We start from the raw sequence: 20950 nt of genomic DNA, 5'->3' as shown, positions 1-20950 counted from the left end.
CGGCGGGTCAGCCATGAAAATACTGTGGATGCATTGGCCTATTCCGATGGCGACCCCGAGCAAGCTCACTCTCACACAGGTTATGCAAAACGCCTGATCGGCAGCTCAACGAATCTGATGTTTATGCAACAACCGATAAAACGTCGGCCGTGAAATGCCCAGCACCTTGGCGGCGACGCTGAGGTTGTCGCTGTGACGAGTGAGGACGTCGCACAACGCCTGGCGCTCCGCCCGGGATTTGTACTCATCCAGCGTGCCCATGCTGGAACTGATTTCCTCTTCGCCCAGCAATCCCAGGTCGAACGCTTCGATCTGCCGCCCTTCGGCCAGCACAAGGCCGCGACGCACGCGGTTTTCCAGCTCACGCACATTGCCCGGCCAGTCGTGCTTGCCCATGGCGACCAGCGCATCCTGACTGAAGTTACGCGGCCGGCGGCCGGTTTCCTGGCTGTAGAAATGCGCGAAATGGTTGGCGAGCAATGCCAGGTCGCCATGCCGCTCACGCAGGGGCGCGGTGCCCACTTGCAGCACGTTGAGCCGGTAATAGAGGTCTTCGCGGAAACGCTTCTTGCGAATCGCCGCCTCAAGGTCGACGTGGGTCGCGGCGAGAATGCGCACATCCACGGCGATACGCTCCACGCCGGTATCGACATGCCGGTCCTGAAGAAAACGCAGCAAATTGGCCTGCACGTCCAGCGGCAGATCGCCGATTTCGTCGAGGAAAAGCGTGCCGCCATTGGCCGCTTCGATCCGCCCCGGCTTACGTTGCAGGCCGCCGTTGGCGCCCTCGATCTCATGACCGAAGAGCTCGGCCTGCAACTGGTTCTCGGCGATAGCGCCGCAGTTGATCGACACGAACGGTTGCAGACGTCGCTGCGATTGCATGTGCAGCGTGCGCGCCACCAGCTCCTTGCCGGTGCCGGTTTCGCCCCGGATCAGCACCGGCGATTCGGTCGGCGCCAATTTGGTCAGCAAGCGGCGAAGCTCCCGGATTGGCCTGCTCTCCCCGAGCATCTCATGCTCTGGGCCGCTGCCGTATCGGGCACCCTGAGCACGCAAGCGTGCCATTCCGTAAGCCCGCCCGAGGGTCACCTGAACCCGGGCGACATCGAAGGGCAAGGTATGGAAGTCGAAAAACCATTCACAGACGAAATCGCCGATCAGTTCGCGGCGCAGGTCATCGGCGGTCAGCACGGCTATCCATTCTGTGTGGCTGCGGCTGATCAGGTCCCTGATGACCTGAGGCTGTTCCAGGTGTTGCGGCATCAGACGGATCAGCCCCACGTCACAGGACCGGGAAGCGGCGGATTCCAGCGTACAGCTGTCCACTTCCCAGCCGGCGATGCGCAGGCCGGGAATCAGACGCAGACACTCTTCGCAGGGTTCGACAATTAACAGGCGGCGGATCGATGCCAGTTCATGCATGAGAAATTCCTTGGCGCCAGGATTCAAATAATATTTCAGATCAAAAACATTTTTAGAAACAGTGTCTTGGCGACCGTAGCGAATACATTAGCAAATTTTTGACACTCGCTTGGATTGTTTAAATATAAGCCTCAGATCAAAACGTGCTTAACGAAGCCGAAAAAGCACTAAATGAGTAATCAAACGACCGAATCAGGCCTGTAACACCCGTTTAGCCACAAAAATCCCGGCTTACCATCCGAAAGAAAATGATCGCGCCGATCAAATAATTTTGAAAAAAACGAAATATCCTGTGACTTACACCCCCGTGCCGGTCATCAGTACAAGTAGCAACCGCTCGGGACGCCCGCCGGCGGTAATTGAATTGATACGGGCATTTGAGGACTTTGCATGAACGCCCCTTTGCGCTTTAACGATGCTTTGCTGATTGCCGGTCACGCTTTCGAACCGTTCCGCTGCGTTGCCTGGGCTCCGCAGGACGGTAACGGCGAACTGAGCCTGACCGTCGTCGATCGCACCAGCACCCGTATCGGTCGCAAACAGATCCCAAGCAGCGCCTACTCCGATCCAAAACAGTTGGCCCGGTTTCTGGAACAGGCCCGCGCTGAAATCAGCGACGAGGGCTACAGCCTCGAACCCTGGACCATGCCTGCCTGATTGTCTGCTGATGAAAGGTTGTTGCAGCAAGGCTCGCCCGCGCAGACGTTGACGAGTTCATTACCGCCGGCAAGTCGGACTGCTACAGGTTGTTTGGCGTTGCCTTCTTTAGAGAGAAGAACCTGGGTCGCCCGTCGTCTCGTCGATATGCCGATACGCGGCACCCAGTTGGCGCGCCAGATCGACTGCCCTGCCCAGCCGGATCGGCCCTCGTTCGATGTCGAGCAACAGGCTCGGGTAATCCAGGGCTTTGAGGCCGGCGCATTCCTTGACGCGGCCGTCGGTGAGAATCAGCACCCGGTGCGCCTCGGCCGGATAACGTTTTCGGCGTCTGCTCAGCCATTGATTCGCCTGATCGATGGCCTCGAACAACGGTGTACCGCCTCCTGCGCCCAACGTCTCCAGCCACCGCTGCAACGCTGATCCTGCCTTGAGCCCGTGATGCTGCCAGCGCGGGGCGCCGCCGCTGGCGGTGAGCAGTGCCAGCCGTGCCCGTTGCCGGTAAGCGTCGTCGAACAACTGGGCCAGCAGCCCCTTGGCCTGACTCAAGGCCTGGTTGCGTCGGGTCGAGGCCGAGGCGTCGACGATCACCAGCCACAACATCTGTTCACGCCGGGTTCGCGGTTGACGCACGAGATCGGCACGGCGCTGCGGCCGCCCGCGCAGCAGGGTCGGCAACCAGGCGACGGCGCCATCGGCACCCGACCGGGCCGCACCGCTTTTGCCTCCGTCGAGACTGCCTGGCCGGGGGCTGGCATCCGCCCCCGTCTTTTGGCGAGGGCGGATGCCTAGGGCTTTTTTGGCCAGCTGGGCACTTCTCGACGCGCACCAGTGGCAACCGCTGGCGCGGGCATTTCGCCCCAATGGCCTTCATCTTGCTCAGACGGTGTGCGCGGTGATTGCGCAGGATTGTCAGAGTTGAGCTGTGATTGTGGCTGGGGCTGTTGCTGGGGCGCTTGAGCGTCCCGGCGACGGTGTCGCAGCGCGAACTCGGCCACTGCATCGATATCCTCAAGGGCAATCGCCGACACCCCACGCCAGGCGGCATGAGCCCGCGCCGCGCGCAGCCAGACCAGGTCCGCCCGCAGACCATCGACGCCCGCGGCGTAGCAGCGCTCGGTGACGGTCGCCAGGCTGATGTCGTCCAGTTCGATGTTCGCCAGCAAACCGCGGGCAGCCACGCAGCGGGCCTTCAGCGCTTGCTGTTCGCTGGCCCAATGCTGGCAGAAGGCGTCAGGCGCGGAATCGAAATCCAGCCGCCGACGAATGATCTGTCCTCTTTGCTCGGGCAGGGTGTGGCCATTCAGCGCCACATTGAGGCCGAATCGGTCGAGCAATTGCGGACGCAGCTCACCTTCTTCCGGGTTCATGGTGCCGATTAGCACGAAGCGCGCCGGGTGGTGATGGGATATGCCGTCGCGCTCCACCAAGTTGACCCCGCTGGCGGCCACATCCAGCAGCAGATCGACCAGATGATCAGGCAACAGGTTGACCTCATCGACATACAGGACGCCGCCATCGGCCTTGGCCAGCACCCCTGGCGAAAAACTCGCCCGGCCCTCGCCCAGCGCCGCATCCAGATCCAGGGTACCGACCAATCGTTCTTCGGTGGCACCGAGCGGCAAGGTGACGAACTGCCCGCTGGCCAGCAGATCGGCCAGGCCCCGTGCCAGGGTCGACTTGGCCATGCCACGCGGGCCCTCGATCAGCACACCGCCGATCTTCGGGTCGATGGCGGTCAGGCACAGCGCCAGCTTCAACTCATCGGCGCCGACCACGGCGGCCAGGGGGAAATGGGGGATGTCGGTCATGGTTGGGCTCTGTTCATGCATCAACTATTAAGGTTCACACAGTCTGCTTCTGCCCGGAGGGCGTAGGAGTCCAGCCAGAATCAAAAGCGACAGTGGCGGATCTTATGTTTCTTCTATATCGAGCAAAAGGTTCTCCAACGCCTCGCGATACTCCCCCGGGTCCTCCCACAACCCGCGCTGCTGCGCCTCCAGCATGCGTTCGGTCATGTCTCGCAGGGCATCCGGATTGTGCTGCTGAATGAACGCACGGGTCGATGGATCGAGCAGGTAGGCGTCGGCGAGCAACGCGTATTGATGATCGTCGATCAACTCGGTGGTGGCGTCGAAGGCGAAGAGCAAATCCACGGTCGCCGCCATTTCGAAAGCGCCTTTATAGCCGTGTCGCTTGACTCCCTCGATCCATTTTGGATTGGCCGCCCGCGAGCGCACGACTCGGTTCAGTTCTTCCTTGAGGCTGCGAATTTTCGGCAGGTCGGGCTGGCTGTGATCACCGTGGTAGCTCGAGACTTTCTCGCCGCCAAGGCTTTCCACCGCAGCCAGCATGCCGCCCTGAAACTGGTAATAGTCGTTGGAATCGAGCAGGTCGTGCTCGCGGTTGTCCTGATTCTGCACCACAGCCTGCACCTGGCTCAGGCGCCTGGCGAAATCCTGCCGCGCCGGCGTGCCTTCATCCGCCGCCCCATAGGCGTAACCGCCCCAGTTCAGGTAGGCCTCGGCCAGATCGGCGCGGCTCTGCCACAGTCGACCCTCGATCGCGTTCTGCACCCCCGCGCCATAGGCACCCGGCTTGGCACCGAAAATTCGCCAACCGGCCTGCTTCGCCGCCTGCTCCGCGCTCAACCCTTCTCTTTCCAGCTCGGCACGCTCCTGACGCACGCGCGATGCCAGCGGGTTCATGTCGTCAGGTTCGTCCAGTGCTGCGACCGCCTGAATCGCCGCATCGAACAGACGAATCAGATTAGCGAAGGCATCACGGAAAAACCCGGAGACCCGCAGTGTTACATCGACCCGAGGACGGTCCAGCAGACTCAGTGGCAGGATCTCGAAGTCGTCGACCCGCTGACTGCCCGTGGCCCATACCGGGCGCACGCCCATCAGCGCCATGGCCTGAGCGATATCGTCACCGCCGGTGCGCATCGTCGCCGTCCCCCACACCGACAAGCCCAGTTGACGTAGATAGTCACCATTGTCTTGTAAGTGCCTCTCCAGCAATAAATTTGCTGACTGAAAACCGATACGCCAGGCGGTCATGGTTGGCAGATTGCGCACATCCACCGAGAAGAAATTGCGCCCGGTCGGCAGCACATCCAGCCGTCCGCGACTGGGTGCGCCGCTGGGTCCGGCCGGGACAAAACGTCCGTTCAGCGCGTCCAGCAGACCGTGGATTTCGGCGGGACCGCAGCCGTCCAGGCGTGGCACCACGACTTCCTTTATCGCGTTAATAACGAGATTCAACTCTTTGTTTTCAAAAGTATTTTCAATATCACCAGTACCGACAATCCGTTCAATAACATATCCCGCGTACAGTTCGAGACGCTCGCGGGTATCGCCAACCGTACGCCAGGGTTCGGCACTGACTTCAAGTAACGCCCGAGGTTTGACTCCCGACCACGGTTGACCCAAATCGCAATCCAGCGGGTCGAACGTCAGGCCCATCGCGCTACTCAAGGCCCGCACCAGGCTGGCATTCGCGCCCCGCCCGTCACCTCGCGGCACTCGCAGAATCGCCAGCAAGGTATCGATTCGCAACCGCCCGCTCGGCGACTCACCGAACACATGCAGGCCGTCGCGGATTTGCGATTCCTTCAAGTCACACAGATAAGTGTCCAGTCGCGGCAGCCAGATTGCGGCATCGGCATCGCTGTCCAGATGTTCGTCCAGGGCCAACTCACGATCAATATGGGTTTCGCGAACCAGCTTGAGGATGTCCTTTTGCAGCTCCCGTGCGCGCCGAGGGTCGAGCAACTGCGCCTCGTAATACTCGTCGGCCAATAGCTCCAGGTTACGCAGCGGTCCGTAGGTTTCCGCCCGCGTCAGCGGTGGCATCAGGTGATCGATGATGACTGCCTGGGTGCGTCGCTTGGCCTGCGCGCCCTCGCCCGGATCATTGACGATGAATGGATAGATATTGGGCATCGCGCCCAGAATCGCATCCGGCCAGCAGTTTTCGGACAGCCCTACACCCTTGCCCGGCAACCACTCCAGATTGCCGTGCTTGCCGACGTGGATCACGGCATGGGCGCCGTAGCTTCTGCGCAGCCAGAAATAGAACGCCAGATAGCCGTGGGGGGGCACCAGATCCGGGTCGTGATAGACCGCGCTGTGATCGACGTTGTAACCCCGTGCCGGCTGGATGCCGACGAAAGTCAGGCCAAAGCGCAGCCCGGCTATCATCATGCGCCCGTTGCGGCACATCGGGTCTTGCTGCGGCGTACCCCAGCGCTCAATCACCGCCGCGCGATTGGCTGCGGGCAGGGCCTGGAACGCTGCCAGGTAATCGTTCATCGCCATGCTTTGGTGGCACGGACGTTGGTCGAGACTGTCCGAGTCGTTGGTTACGCCGCCAAGCAGCGCGTGGATCAGCGCCGTGCCATTTTCCGGTAATCCCTCGACGGGATAGCCCTCGCCTTGCATGGCCCTGAGAATGTTCAGCGCCGCCGCAGGCGTATCCAGGCCGACGCCATTGCCGATGCGGCCATCGCGGGTCGGATAATTGGCCAGAATCAGTGCCACGCGCTTGTCGACATTGGCCGTGCGCGCCAGCAATACCCAGCGCCGCGCCAGTTCAGCCACGAAATCCATGCGTTCGGGTTGGGCGCGGTAACAGACCACGTCAGACTGGCTGCGCTCGCTGTACCAGGCCAGGTCCTTGAAACTGATCGGCCGGCTGATGATGCGTCCGTCGAGTTCCGGCAGTGCGATGTGCATTGCCAGATCGCGCGAACCCAGCCCTTGCTCACTGGCCTGCCAGGCCGGTTCGTTGTCCTGAGCGCAGATCGCCTGGATCACCGGAATATTGCGACGAAAAGGTCGCAAATGCGGCGCTTCCGGGCTGGATTGGGCAAAACCGGTGGTGTTGAGGATGACCTCGCATTCGGTTTCGTCCAACCAGTCCTGTACCGCGCTGAGGCACGCGGGTTCCCTGAGGCTCGCAACAGCGATGGGCAGCGGATTCAACCCCTGCGCCAGCAGTTGCTGGCAGAACACGTCGATAAAACCGGTGTTGGCCGCCTGCAGGTGCGAGCGGTAAAACAGCACGGCAGCCACCGGCTGATCGGCTCGCCAGTCCGCCTGCCAGTCGCCCAGCACGGCGCTGGCCTTGTGCGGGTGGTAGATCGCCACGCGGGGCAGCGTCTGTGGCTCTTGCCACGAGTAAGCGCGACCCAGCCAGCGATTAGCCAGACAATTAAACAGCTGCAGCGCGTTTTGCTTGCCGCCCTGACGCAAGTAATGCCAGAGCCGCTCGCGGTCTTCTGCGGGTTCGCTGCTCAGGTCACTGAGTTCCGGGTCTGGGCGGTCGTCCCCTGGCACCAGTATCAGCTTCACACCCTTGGCCGCCAGCTCCACCAATCGCTCGACGCCGTAGCGCCAGTAGCCGATGCCGCCGTGCAGCGAGATGAGGATCACTTTGGCGTGACGCAGCACCTCATCGACGTACAGGTCCACCGAGGCGTGGTTCTGCACCTGCATGGGGTTGGCCAGGCGCAGGCTGGGGTAATCGTCCGGCAATTGCTGCGCGGTTTCGGCCAACAACGCCAGATGGGAATCACCGCTGCACAGAATCACCAGCTCGGCGGGGGTCTGACCCAGGTCCGCGATGCTGTCATCCGGGACGAAGCCGCCGGGCTGGGTACGCAGCAGGTGCATGACTAGGCTTTGCTTTCAACGGTGGTGAGCGCAGCGCGCAACTGGGCTTCCAGCACCGCAGCGTCCAGCTCCTGGCCGATCAGCACCAGATGGGTCAGGCGCTGCTCATCCGTTTTCCAGGCGCGGTCGAAATGCTTGTCGAAACGCGTGCCGACACCTTGCACCAGCAAGCGCATCGGCTTACCGGGAATCGCCGCGAAACCTTTGACCCGCAGAATGCCATGTTGCACGACGGCCTCAACCAAGGCGTCGAGCAACAGTGCTTCGTCGGCCTGGGGCAGCGAGATGGAAATCGAATCGAAGGCGTCATGATCGTGATCGTCATGGTCGTCACCTTCGTGGTGATCGTGGTGGGTCTTGCGACCGTCGATGTGCAGCTCGGATTCGGCGCCCAGCCCCAACAGGACGCTGATCGGCAACTGCCCCTTGCTGGCTTCGATGACCTTCACCGCGGGCGGCAGTTCTTCGGCGACTTCGGCACGCACAGCAGCGAGTGCATCGGCATCGAGCATGTCGGCCTTGTTGAGGATGACCAGATCGGCGCTGGCCAGTTGATCCGCGAACAGTTCGTGCAGCGGCGATTCATGATCCAGGTTCGGATCGAGCTTGCGTTGGGCATCGACTTGATCGGGGAAAGCGGCGAAGGTTCCGGCAACTACGGCCGGGCTGTCGACCACGGTGATCACCGCATCGACGGTGCAAGCGTTGCGGATTTCCGGCCACTGGAAGGCCTGTACCAAGGGTTTGGGCAGCGCAAGGCCGGAGGTTTCGATGAGGATATGGTCCAGGTCGCCGCGACGGGCCACCAGTTCCTGCATCACCGGGAAGAACTCTTCCTGAACGGTGCAGCACAGGCAACCGTTGGCCAGCTCGTAGACCCGGCCGGTGGCCTCTTCTTCGGTGCAACCGATGGTGCATTGCTTGAGGATTTCGCCGTCGATGCCCAGCTCGCCGAACTCGTTGACGATCACCGCGATGCGACGGCCTTCGGCGTTATCGAGCATGTGACGCAGCAGCGTGGTTTTGCCTGAACCGAGAAAGCCGGTAACGATGGTGACGGGAAGTTTGGCCAGTGTTTTCATGGTTGCCCTCAGGCGCAGCGGCGGGCAAACAGGACGAGAACCGCGCAACCGCCCATCTCGACAGGCCCGCCGTTCGATTCGCCACCGGATCACCCCGCCCGGTTGTAATGAGAATTCTTCGGGCTGTCGGGATAACAGGCCGGTGTTTGAGGCAGGTCTCCTGGCTCACGGCGGCGAATGTGTTGGCATCTTCGCCAGAACACACGCGTTCATGCGCCTTCCCGCTCGCGCAGTGGCTGTGCAATGAACATGACCGTTTACAGTTGCGGGGGCAGCTGTGGCTTGAACCACATTCCCTTCTTAGCGCCGAGACGGCTGGACCCGGATCGGCGAACCTCAAGTGCGCAAGGCTACGCAGTGCCTTGGCGAAGGTCAACGTGCAAACCGGCGTGAACGCAGGACGTCGGTCTGCTACCGATCCCCGTAGGAGTGAGCGTGCTCAACAAAGGGCTCGTACATCCGCGGCAGATGTCGATTCTGGAAGTGAGCCTTCCTGAGCAGGCTCACTCCTACAGCCCGGCTGCGCTAATAGCGCCGGATGACGCGCCATGTGGAATTGACTGCCGCCCTGCTCCGTGGTCTCCTACACACCTTGTTACGGGTGCCCTTCACAGGGTGAAACGGGAAACCGGTGCGTGCAGACCTCGATGTCTGTGCAAGTCCGGCGCTGCCCCCGCAACGGTAAGCGAGCGAAGAGTCAGATCCACTGTGTCGATCAGCGATATGGGAAGGGGATTCTTGTCGGCATGTCCAATGCCCCTCGCAAGCCCGGAGACCGGCCCGACAATGACAACGACACATAACAAACCCGCGGTGGGCGGGCGCTGTTGAGTTCGCTACTGACATGCGTCAGTGGTTGGCTTTGCGCCCTCCCTTCGCCGACATTCCAGAGGGAAGCGCCATGTCGATCAGCACCACCAGCCAGACCACCAGCAACGTCAACACCCAGAGCCAGCGTCTCACCGCCGCCATCAGTGCGATGATTCTCGGCGCGTGCCTGGTCTACTTCGCCGGCTTCTCGCACATCGACGCCGTGCATAACGCTGCGCACGACACCCGTCACAGCTCTGCCTTCCCTTGCCACTGAGACCTGCCGTCATGTTCAAGCGAATCGCTCAAACGGCCGGTTTCACCGGACTGCTCGCCGCCCTGTTGCTCACGCTTTTGCAGAGCTTCTGGGTAGCGCCGTTGATCCTCCAGGCCGAAACCTACGAAAAAGCGCCTACCGTGCAAACCCACGAGCACGCCGAAGGCGCGATGGCCGCTCACGTCCACAACGACGAAGCCTGGGAACCGGAAGACGGCTGGCAGCGCGTACTGTCCACCACCGGCGGCAATCTGGTGGTCGCGGTGGGTTTCGCCCTGATCCTGGCAGCGCTGTACACCCTGCGTACGCCAAGCAACATCCGCCAGGGCGCACTTTGGGGTCTGGCCGGGTTTGCCGTCTTCGTGCTCGCCCCGACCCTGGGGCTGCCGCCGGAGTTGCCAGGCACCGCTGCTGCCGATTTGACTCAACGGCAGATCTGGTGGGTCGGGACCGCAGCCTCTACCGCTGCGGGTTTGGCGCTCATCGTCTTCGCTCATAACTGGCTGCTGAAAGTGTTGGGCGCGGCGATTCTGGTGGTGCCGCATGTGCTGGGTGCGCCTCAGCCGGACGTCCATTCGGCGCTGGCGCCTGAAGCGCTGGAGGCGCAATTCAAGATCGCCTCATTGCTGACCAACGCCGCGTTCTGGGTGGCGATGGGGCTGATCAGCGCCTGGCTGTTCCAACGTTATGAGCCGCGCTCGGCGCAACCTGGCCTGAATCCCGCGCTGTGAATGAAGCGGGTTGCCGACCGACCCTGGTGATCGGCCTCGGGTGCCAGCGCGGCTGCCCGACGTCGGTGCTCCAGGGCCTGATCGAGGTCAGCCTGCGGGAGCATCGATTGACGTTGGCGGATATCACCGCCCTCGCCTCCATCGACATCAAGTCTTCAGAGTCAGGCTTGCTGGAGTTGGCCGAGTATCTAGGGCTGCCTCTTGGCTTCTTCAGCGCTGATGAGCTGGCCGCATTCGAACCGCAATTGAGCCATCGCTCGCAGATCGCCTTTGACAACACGGGTTGTCACGGCGTGGCGGAAAGCGCGGCGCTGGCGATGGCTTCGCGTTTGAGTGGATCGCCGGCGAAGCTGGTGATCGAGCGGCGGAACAGTTCGCGGGCAACGTTTGCGCTGGCTGAGGCGAGGACTGGACGCAGTAATTTGTAGGAGCGCGCTTGCCCGCGAAGAGAATTGCAACGTCCAGCGGATGTGTGTCGTCTGGTACAGAAGCGATTGCGGGCGCTCCTACAGGGTTCGTCGAAACATCGACATTCGGGAGATTGAATGACCGTTTTCTTCATCGGCGCAGGCCCAGGCGATCCAGATCTGATCACGGTCAAGGGCCAACGCCTGATCCGTAGCTGTCCTGTGATCATCTACGCCGGGTCGTTGGTTCCGGAGGCCGTCATCCAGGGCCATCACGCGGTTCAGGTGACCAACAGCGCCGAGCTGCACCTCGAGCAGATCATCGCCTTGATGAAAACCGCTCATGCACAGGGCCAGGATGTGGCGCGCGTGCATTCCGGCGACCCAAGTTTGTACGGCGCCATCGGCGAGCAGATTCGCTGCCTGCGTGATCTCCACATCCCTTTCGAAATCGTCCCCGGCGTCACCGCCACCGCTGCCTGTGCTGCCCTGCTGGGTACTGAACTAACGCTGCCCGACATCTCGCAGAGCGTGATACTGACCCGCTACGCTGACAAAACCGCCATGCCCGAAGGCGAAGAACTCGGCGAATTCGCGCGTCACAAGGCGACCATGGCGATTCACCTGGGGGTAAACCACCTCAGCAAAATCGTCGCCGAACTGATGCCGCATTATGGCGAGGACTGCCCAATTGCCGTGGTCCATCGTGCAAGTTGGCCGGATCAGGACTGGGTCGTCGGGACATTGGCAGACATTGAAGCGAAAGTAGCGGCCAAGGGATTCAGGCGCACCGCGCTGATTCTGGTAGGGCGAGTGCTGGGGAATGATGTGTTCGGTGAATCGTCGCTGTATCGAGCGGGGCATGCGCATGTGTTCAGGCCGTAAAGAACGAAAGTGATTGAGCCTGTAAACACATCGATAAGAGCCCAAGGCACAACCTATAGCAGTCCGGCTTGCCGACGGCCCCGGCTTCCCAGACGCCACCGTCAAGTCACGCTGCTACAGCTTTTTTGCGCGACAGTCCAGACACCGCTGAGCGCGACTTGGGTGCAGGCCGAACGCAGGCGACGCTCCCTGGGCCGATCGGCATGGACGCTGCGAAGCCGCCACCACCCACAAAAAAACCCCGAACACGTCGGGGCTTCTTCGATCCAGGCCGAAACCGCTTAGTAGTAAGCGTTCTCTTTCTGAGTATGGTCAGTCACGTCACGCACACCCGCTAACTCAGGAATACGCTCCAGCAACGTCCGCTCGATGCCTTCCTTGAGCGTCACGTCAGCCTGACCGCAACCCTGGCAACCGCCGCCGAACTGCAGCACGGCGATATTCGCCTCATCTTCCTCGACCACGTCGATCAGCGTCACCTGCCCGCCATGGCTGGCAAGACCGGGGTTGATTTCGGTCTGCAGGTAATAATTGATGCGCTCGTTGATCGGACTGTCGGCATTGACCATCGGCACCTTGGCATTCGGCGCCTTGATCGTCAGCTGACCGCCCATACGATCGGTGGCGTAGTCGACCACGGCGTCATCCAGAAACGCTTCGCTGAACGAATCGATCCAGGCGGTGAAGCTTTTGAGGCCGATGGCCTTGTCTTCCGGCTTCTCTTCGCCCGGCTTGCAGTAGGCGATGCAAGTCTCGGCGTATTGGGTGCCAGGCTGGGTAATAAACACGCGGATGCCGATGCCGGGGGTGTTCTGCTTCTGCAGCAGATCGGCCAGGTAATCGTGGGCGGCATCGGTAATAGTAATAGCGGTCATGAAAATTCCTCGCAGACGTGGGCGCAGTTTACGCCATTCCACAGCAACTGACAAAGTCCTAGTATTTCGCTCAGGTAATACACGACGACAGACTCACTCACGACAGCGCTGCCTCTTCCTTGACCGCCCGCCTGCTGTCCAGCCAGCCCTTCATCCGGCGATACAGGCCCTTCTCGATCCACTCATAACTCAGCCAGGCCCCCAGGGCGATGATCGGCACACACACGGCAAACGCCGCGTAAGGGTTCAGACCGTAGCGTTCGGTCGCCAGCCAGCCGCCGTACAGCACCAGAACGTGCAGCAGGTACACCGAATAAGAGCAATCACCCATGGTTTTCAATAGCCGACTGCCACGCAAGTAAGGCTCGAGGGAAATGCACGCAACCACAATTACAGCGCTGGGCACGCCCCAATGGATGAATCGCAGGTCCGGCTGCAGCTCTTTGATCGTCAGCAACGCGCCACCCACGGCCAGCAGCGGTAGCCACAGGCGCTCGGTGATCCAGCCGCGGCGGTAGATGACGCCAATGCCAATGCCAAGCAGGAATTCATAAACGATATCGTTGGCGTAGAAGCGGCTGATCAAACCGGAACGCCCCAGAACGTCGGTTACGGCGAACAGTGCGGCGGCGATGATGAGCGGGCGCAGACGCTGCTGGAACAAAAACACCATCGAGAAGAGCACGTAAAACAGCATTTCGTAATTCAACGTCCAGCCAACGTTCAACGTCGGGTACAGCCCGTACCCGCCGGGGTTCTCCGACGGGATGAACATCAGTGACAGCATGAAGCTCTGCCAATCCACGACCTGATGAGGCAACAGCGGATGGGCGACCAGAACCAAGAGCCCCATGACCAGGGTGTAAAGCCAATAGGCAGGCACGATCCGGATAATGCGGTTGAGTATGAAGCGGCTGGCGGGAATGTCCTTGTCCACTGTAGACAGGTAGATCACCAGACCGCTGATAACGAAGAAGATGTCGACGCCGACTGCGCCTTTTTCGGTAAAGAACCGGCCGATCGGGCCGCTGGGATGGAAATCGAAAAAAATCTGCATGAAGTGGTGACACACAACGACCCACGCGGCGAGTGCCCGCAGGGCTTGAACCGAAATCAACATCTGCAACCTCTTGCTTACTCTGGTTTGACCCACGACCAGGACCTCAAAAGCCCATACTTGCAGGACGACTCGCAGGTTCGGACTGAGGTTTTGGCAAAAAGGTTCGGCAAGACTGACGGGCTGCATAATGGCTGCACGCCATGTTTTAGAAGGGTTCAGGGGTCTCAGCCAGCATGCATGGGCGTTACGCGGAGTTGAGGATTTCGCAATTAATTATCGAGGGCGGCGATCCTGTAGGCAGCATGGCTTGCCAGCGGCGGCATCGGCAAAATTCCTACCGCTGGCAAGCCGGACTGCTACAAGGGGATCACGGCTTACCCACGACCACGCTTACAAATTCTCATACCGATTCATATCCAACACCCCCGCCTCCTGCGGTTCGGTCTCGCGAATGTACTGGTCCAGGTCATGGAAATACGTCCAGAACAACGGATTGCTGCGACGCACGCCCCAGCGCTGAACGATCCTGTCGAAAGCCTCTCTGTGCTCGTGGGCCTGCTCCATCGCATCGACGAACGCGCTCACTTGGTTGGCCGGGATATTGAAGATGAAGTTCGGGTAGCTGGTCAGCACGCCCGGATAGATCGTCAGCGTGTCTAGGCCCGGCTGATAGCGGTAGGCCTCGCCCAGCAGGAACGCCACGTTACTGTGGGCGCGGTTGCGCAGCATGCTGTAGACGATGCGCTTGCCGCTGCCATCCTGAATACGCAGCATCGTCGCTTCCGGCAACAGATCGATGACACGCAGCCCCGCCGCCGGGCGCGACACCAGGCGACTCAGGGATTGCTCGACATCGCTGAATACCGGCCCCACGCCCTGCCGCGAGCAATAGGCGCCACTGCAGCGGTTGATCGGATCGGGCGCGACGTTGAGCGTGCCGGCGCGCTCGATCAGTTTGCGCTCGAAATCATGCCTGGGGTCTTTCTCGTCCAGCTTGATACCGGTCGGCGTGTCGTTGTCGATGGCCTGGTAATCCAGCCACATCTTCACCTGGCCGCCGTTCTGGTACCAACTGCCCAAGATGTCGTCGCGCTCGTCCGCGGGCATCAGGCGCAGGAAGTTGACTTCGGCGCCGTTGCGGATCAGGTCGAAATACAGGCGCGTCTGCACCTGATGGGAGACGTTGCCGTACACGTCGAAATTGACCACCAACTGATAATAGGTGCGCTCCAGCAGCGGATAATCGAACAGCCAGACGGTGGTCGGCAGATCGCCGATCAGGCCCTTGTTGACCGTGGCGCTGTCGAAGTGGCGGAAGATGGTCAGCAAGGCGTTGTCATTGCCTGCCCACAGCGTTGCCCAGCCCGGCGGCGGCATATGCGCGTAGGCGTCGCTGCGCAGGTCTTCGTATTCGTTGCGCTTGTTGCGGTAGCCGCGCCATACGCTGAGCACACTGCCGACATCGTCGTTCTGGCCCGGCATCGCCAGCAGCGGCGTTGCCTTGCCGCGATACGCCGCATCGGTGATATAGAGGTCGTGGGCAGGCTCCTGGAACAGCGCCCAGAAATGATCGCGGATCACGTCAGTGGCGATCTGACCACGACACACCGGGCCACGAATGAAAGTGCGCACGAAATACTCGGCGTTATCCAGCATGAACTGATAACGCGCGACCGCCGGGATTTGCTTGAAAGTGTCGAAAGGGTTGGCACGACGCTGCGGGCCATACCCCGGTAGCTCGGTGGCGCGCCAGTTGCCGCTGTAAAACAGCTGCTTGACCCGCGCCAGCTTCTGCGGACCCATCGGATAGGTGATGTGGGTTTTGTGGACGATGACGCCCTGCACCGGCATCAGGCGGTAATAGAAGGTGGTGCCCGGATCGTCATCGGGACGGCGGGTGGCGATCAGGTCCACCGGCTGGCCGCTTGGCGTGCGCGAACGCACCCACTGGAAGAAATGCCCCTGCTCGCCATCGGTGAAATAGATGTGCGCCAGAAACAGATGCTCATACAGCCAGCGAGCGACCAGGGCCTCGGTCGAACCAGGGCGGTTGAACAGGTTTTCCCACTCGGTGATCTGCGCTGCCTCGCCCGCGTTCGGCTGCACCGGCGTCTGCTCCACGGGTGCGCCTGCTGCCAGCCAGCTTTGCAGGGTGTTGTATTGCACGTCGGTCAGGCCGGTGACCGCCAGCGGCATACCCTGCCCCGGATGCGCCTTGGCATAGCCTTCGAACTCCTGTGGCAGCGGGCACATGTTCTGGCGATTGAGGCCCAACACAATGTCATCCGGCAATTTGGCGTTAGGCACCAACGGCGTGCTGTGACCGAACTCCAGCATCTTGGCCATCAATGCGGCCTGATTGCTCTGCCCGTCCAGCACCGAATAGAAGCCCTTTTTGCGCCATGCCTCAGGGCGGTTGGCGTCGTAGAAGATCCGCGTCGGCGCAACGGCCTGACTGCGATCGCCCTGGTACACCGGTACTTTGGAAGCACCACGCAACACCCCTTCGCCGCTGCCCAGGTTCAACTGGCAGGCGGCGTCGTTGCAGGCGTGGCAGGCGACGCACTTCTCGGTAAAGATCGGCTGGATGTCGCGACTGTAGGAAACAGGGGAAATGGCAGGCGAAGCAGGAGGCGATTGCGCGAACGCTGCACCGCAAAACAACAGGGCCACAGTCATGGCGAACAAGCGATGCAACATGGAACGAGCGTCCTGAAAATAAAAAACCCGGTAATTCTACCCATGGCGAGCGGCCATTAACATGAACAGAATTCATTTAAAGCTCGTCACGGTTTAAAACGGTACAGGTTTGCTATTATTTCGCTCCTTTGAGCGTCACCATTTTTCCGTTTTTCTTCATCCGGGTAAGCCAATGTCAGATCGCAACGCGCGTCTTCAAGCACTTCGTCAAGCTCTCAAGGAACGCATTCTGATTCTCGATGGCGGCATGGGCACCATGATCCAGAGCTACCGTCTGGAGGAAGAAGACTACCGCGGCAAGCGTTTTGCCGACTGGCCAAGCGACGTCAAGGGTAACAACGACCTGTTGGTGCTGACGCGCCCCGACGTCATTGGCGCGATCGAGAAAGAATACCTGGACGCCGGCGCCGACATTCTCGAAACCAACACCTTCAACGCGACCCAGGTGTCCCAGGCCGACTACGGCATGGAAGCACTGGTCTACGAACTGAACGTCGAAGGTGCGCGACTGGCGCGCAAGGTCGCTGACGCCAAGACCCTCGAAACCCCCGACAAGCCGCGCTTCGTCGCCGGCGTACTCGGCCCGACCAGCCGCACCTGCTCGCTGTCGCCGGACGTCAACAACCCTGGCTATCGCAACGTTACCTTCGACGAACTGGTGAAGAACTACACCGAGGCCACCAAAGGCCTGATCGAAGGTGGCGCGGACCTGATCCTCATCGAAACCATCTTCGACACCCTGAACGCCAAAGCAGCGATCTTCGCCGTGCAGGGTGTGTTTGATGAGATCGGCTTCGAACTGCCGATCATGATTTCCGGGACCATCACCGATGCCTCCGGCCGCACCCTTTCGGGCCAGACCACCGAGGCTTTCTGGAACTCGGTGCGTCACGCCAAGCCGATCTCGGTCGGTCTGAACTGCGCTTTGGGGGCCAGCGACCTGCGGCCGTATCTGGAAGAACTGTCGAACAAGGCCGACACCCAGGTTTCGGCGCACCCCAACGCCGGCCTGCCCAACGAATTCGGTGAATACGACGAGTCGCCTGCCGAAATGGCCAAGGTCGTCGAAGAGTTCGCCCAGAGCGGCTTTCTCAATATCGTCGGGGGCTGCTGCGGTACGACTCCGGCGCATATCAAGGCCATCGCCAACGCCGTCGGCAAGTATCCGCCGCGTACGATCCCGGACATCCCGAAAGCCTGTCGCCTGTCGGGTCTGGAGCCGTTCACCATCGATCGCCAGTCGTTGTTCGTCAACGTCGGCGAGCGCACCAACATCACCGGCTCCGCGCGTTTCGCCCGCCTGATTCGTGAAGACAATTACACCGAAGCCCTGGAAGTCGCTCTGCAGCAGGTCGAAGCTGGGGCCCAGGTGATCGATATCAACATGGACGAGGGCATGCTGGACTCGAAGAAGGCCATGGTGACCTTCCTCAATCTGATCGCCGGCGAGCCGGACATCTCCCGCGTACCGATCATGATCGACTCCTCGAAATGGGAAGTGATCGAAGCCGGCCTCAAGTGCATTCAGGGCAAGGGCATCGTCAACTCGATCAGCATGAAAGAAGGCGTCGAGCAGTTCATCCATCACGCCAGGCTGTGCAAGCGTTACGGCGCCGCCGTCGTGGTCATGGCCTTCGACGAAGCCGGTCAGGCCGACACCGAAGCGCGCAAGAAGGAAATCTGCAAACGCTCCTACGACATTCTGGTCAACGAAGTCGGCTTCCCGCCGGAAGACATCATCTTCGACCCGAACATCTTCGCCATCGCCACCGGCATCGAAGAGCACAACAACTACGCGGTCGACTTCATCAACGCCTGTGCCTACATCCGTGACGAGCTGCCGTATGCACTGACCTCCGGCGGCGTGTCCAACGTGTCGTTCTCGTTCCGTGGTAACAACCCGGTGCGCGAAGCGATCCACTCGGTGTTCCTGCTGCATGCGATTCGCAACGGGCTGACCATGGGTATCGTCAACGCCGGCCAACTGGAGATCTACGACGAGATTCCGGTCAAGCTGCGCGACGCCGTGGAAGACGTGGTGTTGAACCGAAGCGAAGACGGCACCGAGCGTCTGCTGGCGATCGCCGACGAGTTCAAGGGCGACGGCTCGGTCAAGGAAGCGGAAACCGAAGAATGGCGTGGCTGGGAGGTCAACGAGCGTCTCAAGCACGCGCTGGTCAAGGGCATCACCACCCACATCGTCGAAGACACCGAGTTGTCGCGTCAGTCTTTTGCGCGACCGATCGAAGTCATCGAAGGCCCGCTGATGGCTGGCATGAACGTGGTCGGAGACCTGTTCGGCTCGGGCAAGATGTTCCTGCCCCAAGTGGTGAAATCCGCCCGGGTGATGAAACAGGCGGTGGCTCACCTGATACCGTTCATCGAAGCGGAAAAAGGCGACAAGCCGCAAGCCAAGGGCAAGATCCTCATGGCCACGGTCAAGGGTGACGTGCATGACATCGGCAAGAACATCGTCGGCGTGGTACTGGGCTGTAATGGCTACGACATCGTCGATTTAGGCGTGATGGTGCCTGCAGAGAAGATTCTGCAAGTCGCCAAGGATGAAAAATGCGACATCATTGGCCTGTCCGGCCTGATTACTCCGTCGCTGGACGAGATGGTGCATGTCGCTCGCGAAATGCAGCGGCAGAATTTCAGCCTGCCGCTGATGATCGGCGGCGCGACCACGTCCAAAGCCCATACGGCGGTAAAGATCGAACCCAAGTACAGCAACGACGCGGTGATTTACGTCACCGATGCCTCCCGTGCCGTGGGCGTCGCCACGCAGCTGCTGTCCAAGGAATTGAAAGCCGGTTTCATCGAGAAGACCCGCGCCGAGTACGTCGAAGTCCGCGAACGCACCTCAGCCCGCAGCGCCCGCACCGAACGCTTGAGCTACAGTGCCGCCATCGCCAAAAAGCCGCAGTTCGACTGGGCCGCGTACCAGCCCGCCAAACCGACCTTCACCGGGGTCAAGGTGCTGGAAGACATCGACCTGAACGTGCTGGTGGATTACATCGACTGGACGCCGTTCTTCATTTCCTGGGACCTGGCCGGCAAGTACCCGCGCATCCTTACGGATGAAGTGGTGGGTGAAGCGGCGACCTCACTGTTTAACGACGCGCAGGAGCTGCTGCGCAAGCTGATCGACGAGAAGCTGATCCGCAGCCGAGCAGTGTTCGGCTTCTGGCCGGCCAATCAGGTCGACCACGACGACATTCAGCTGTTCGACGACAACGGCCAGCCGCTGGCCAGGCTGCATCATCTGCGTCAACAGATCATCAAGACCGACGGCAAGCCGAACTTCTCGCTGGCCGACTTCGTCGCGCCCAAAGACAGCGGCGTGACCGACTACGTGGGCGGCTTCATCACCACCGCGGGCATTGGCGCCGAAGAAGTGTCCAAGGCCTATCAGGACAAGGGCGACGACTACAACGCGATCATGGTCAAGGCCCTGGCTGATCGTCTTGCCGAAGCCTGCGCCGAATGGCTGCACCAGCAAGTGCGCAAGCACTACTGGGGCTACGCCACCGACGAGCAATTGGACAACGAGGATCTGATCAAGGAGAAATACGTCGGCATCCGCCCTGCTCCCGGTTACCCGGCCTGCCCGGACCATACCGAGAAAGGCGTGCTGTTCGACCTGCTCGATCCGACTCAAGGCGACGGCAAGCCAGGTATCAGCGGGGTGTTCCTGACCGAGCACTACGCGATGTTCCCGGCGGCGGCGGTCAGCGGTTGGTACTTCGCCCACCCACAGGCGCAGTACTTCGCGGTGGGCAAGGTCGACAAGGACCAGGTGGAAAGCTACAACGCCCGCAAAGGTCAGGAAATGCGCGTGACCGAGCGCTGGCTGGCCCCGAACCTTGGTTATGACGAGTAACTGACGCGTAGATCAACGTGCAGGAGCGCGCTTGCTCGCCGATTGCGTAGTGTCAACACCGCATTTTTTCACAGACATTACACATCGCGGGCAAGCGTGCGCCTATAAAAGCTCGCTCGATTTCCGGCTATTTCTTCTTCAGCCCTCCATGTGCGCTGAAGATCGCTTGAAAAGGCAACCGAAGAGCCGCCCCGCGACCCCGACGTCACCAAGCCACCCACCTTCTGGCCGATGCTGCACAGCGTCATGGCCGCGGCGTTCGGCGTGCAAAGCCGTAAGCATCGCGCGCGGCTTCACCCACCGCAAGCCTGCGCATTTCGTGGTCATCGGTATTGTCTTTACCGCTGTGTTCGCCTTGGCGCTGATGGGTATCGTGCAATCGATGCTGGACTTCGCGCTGCGCTGATTCAGGGTTTAGTATTTGCGCTATTGATGACTCACCCAGAACACCCCGGCCCCCACGACGAGAATGATGATGAA

The 20950-nt window shown here is 60.8% G+C and carries 14 protein-coding genes, 1 pseudogene and 2 riboswitches; of the genes and pseudogenes, 7 read left to right on the top strand and 8 right to left on the bottom strand.

What is annotated here, in order from left to right; genetic code table 11:
• Positions 1-105: 105 nt before the first annotated feature.
• The gene (locus CE491_RS18555; protein ID WP_110949788.1) at positions 106-1425 is read right to left on the bottom strand and encodes a sigma-54 dependent transcriptional regulator; all 1320 of its coding nucleotides are present in this window, start codon (positions 1423-1425) and stop codon (positions 106-108) included.
• 390 nt (positions 1426-1815) lie between these two features.
• Here CE491_RS18555 and CE491_RS18550 point away from each other — a divergent pair, with 390 nt between their 5' ends.
• Positions 1816-2082 (top strand): hypothetical protein, encoded by a 267-nt coding sequence (locus tag CE491_RS18550; protein ID WP_110949787.1) that lies wholly within the window; start codon positions 1816-1818, stop codon positions 2080-2082.
• A 108-nt stretch (positions 2083-2190) separates the two neighbouring features.
• Here CE491_RS18550 and CE491_RS18545 read toward each other — a convergent pair whose 3' ends face one another.
• The 4 genes from CE491_RS18545 to cobW all read right to left on the bottom strand — a co-directional run bounded on the left by CE491_RS18545 (position 2191) and on the right by cobW (position 8842).
• A complete protein-coding gene (locus tag CE491_RS18545) occupies positions 2191-2868 on the bottom strand; it encodes a vWA domain-containing protein (RefSeq protein WP_234407625.1) in 678 nt (225 codons plus the stop codon).
• Between the two features lie 2 nt (positions 2869-2870).
• Positions 2871-3893, bottom strand: coding sequence for an ATP-binding protein (locus CE491_RS18540; RefSeq protein WP_110949785.1), 1023 nt, complete (start codon positions 3891-3893; stop codon positions 2871-2873).
• 102 nt (positions 3894-3995) lie between these two features.
• Complete coding sequence (gene cobN, locus CE491_RS18535) at positions 3996-7760, bottom strand: cobaltochelatase subunit CobN (protein ID WP_110949784.1); 3765 nt, start codon at positions 7758-7760, stop codon at positions 3996-3998.
• A 2-nt stretch (positions 7761-7762) separates the two neighbouring features.
• Positions 7763-8842 (bottom strand): cobalamin biosynthesis protein CobW, encoded by a 1080-nt coding sequence (cobW, locus tag CE491_RS18530; RefSeq protein WP_110949783.1) that lies wholly within the window; start codon positions 8840-8842, stop codon positions 7763-7765.
• Between the two features lie 133 nt (positions 8843-8975).
• A riboswitch (cobalamin riboswitch) is annotated at positions 8976-9196 on the bottom strand.
• 228 nt (positions 9197-9424) lie between these two features.
• A riboswitch (cobalamin riboswitch) is annotated at positions 9425-9638 on the top strand.
• A 105-nt stretch (positions 9639-9743) separates the two neighbouring features.
• Between cobW and CE491_RS18525 the strand changes: the two genes are divergently transcribed.
• The 4 genes from CE491_RS18525 to cobM all read left to right on the top strand — a co-directional run bounded on the left by CE491_RS18525 (position 9744) and on the right by cobM (position 11952).
• Positions 9744-9929, top strand: a complete 186-nt coding sequence (locus CE491_RS18525; RefSeq protein WP_110949782.1) for a CbtB domain-containing protein — start codon at positions 9744-9746, stop codon at positions 9927-9929.
• Between the two features lie 11 nt (positions 9930-9940).
• On the top strand, positions 9941-10660 hold the full coding sequence (locus CE491_RS18520; protein ID WP_110949781.1) for a CbtA family protein: 720 nt from the start codon (positions 9941-9943) through the stop codon (positions 10658-10660).
• Positions 10657-11088 carry a cobalamin biosynthesis protein gene (locus CE491_RS18515; protein ID WP_110949780.1) on the top strand — a complete coding sequence of 144 codons (432 nt, stop codon included), beginning with the start codon at positions 10657-10659 and terminating at the stop codon, positions 11086-11088. The genes CE491_RS18520 and CE491_RS18515 overlap by 4 nt, the downstream gene beginning before the upstream one ends.
• 117 nt (positions 11089-11205) lie before the next feature.
• A complete protein-coding gene (gene cobM, locus CE491_RS18510; protein WP_110949779.1) occupies positions 11206-11952 on the top strand; it encodes a precorrin-4 C(11)-methyltransferase in 747 nt (248 codons plus the stop codon).
• 281 nt (positions 11953-12233) lie between these two features.
• Here cobM and nfuA read toward each other — a convergent pair whose 3' ends face one another.
• From nfuA to CE491_RS18495, 3 genes are all read right to left on the bottom strand, one after another.
• Positions 12234-12827, bottom strand: coding sequence for a Fe-S biogenesis protein NfuA (gene nfuA, locus CE491_RS18505; RefSeq protein WP_110949778.1), 594 nt, complete (start codon positions 12825-12827; stop codon positions 12234-12236).
• 97 nt (positions 12828-12924) lie between these two features.
• Positions 12925-13947, bottom strand: coding sequence for an acyltransferase family protein (locus CE491_RS18500; protein ID WP_110949777.1), 1023 nt, complete (start codon positions 13945-13947; stop codon positions 12925-12927).
• A gap of 330 nt (positions 13948-14277) precedes the next feature.
• Positions 14278-16587 (bottom strand): fatty acid cis/trans isomerase, encoded by a 2310-nt coding sequence (locus CE491_RS18495; RefSeq protein WP_110949776.1) that lies wholly within the window; start codon positions 16585-16587, stop codon positions 14278-14280.
• 172 nt (positions 16588-16759) lie between these two features.
• Between CE491_RS18495 and metH the strand changes: the two genes are divergently transcribed.
• Positions 16760-20470 (top strand): methionine synthase, encoded by a 3711-nt coding sequence (metH, locus tag CE491_RS18490; protein ID WP_110949775.1) that lies wholly within the window; start codon positions 16760-16762, stop codon positions 20468-20470.
• Between the two features lie 231 nt (positions 20471-20701).
• Positions 20702-20876, top strand: a pseudogene (locus tag CE491_RS18485) (DUF2970 domain-containing protein).
• The last annotated feature ends 74 nt before the right edge of the window (positions 20877-20950 follow it).

Source organism: Pseudomonas bohemica (assembly GCF_002934685.1).
Classification (GTDB): domain Bacteria; phylum Pseudomonadota; class Gammaproteobacteria; order Pseudomonadales; family Pseudomonadaceae; genus Aquipseudomonas; species Aquipseudomonas bohemica.
Note: the sequence above shows the minus strand (reverse complement) of the source record. Positions and strands in the feature narration are given on the sequence as shown.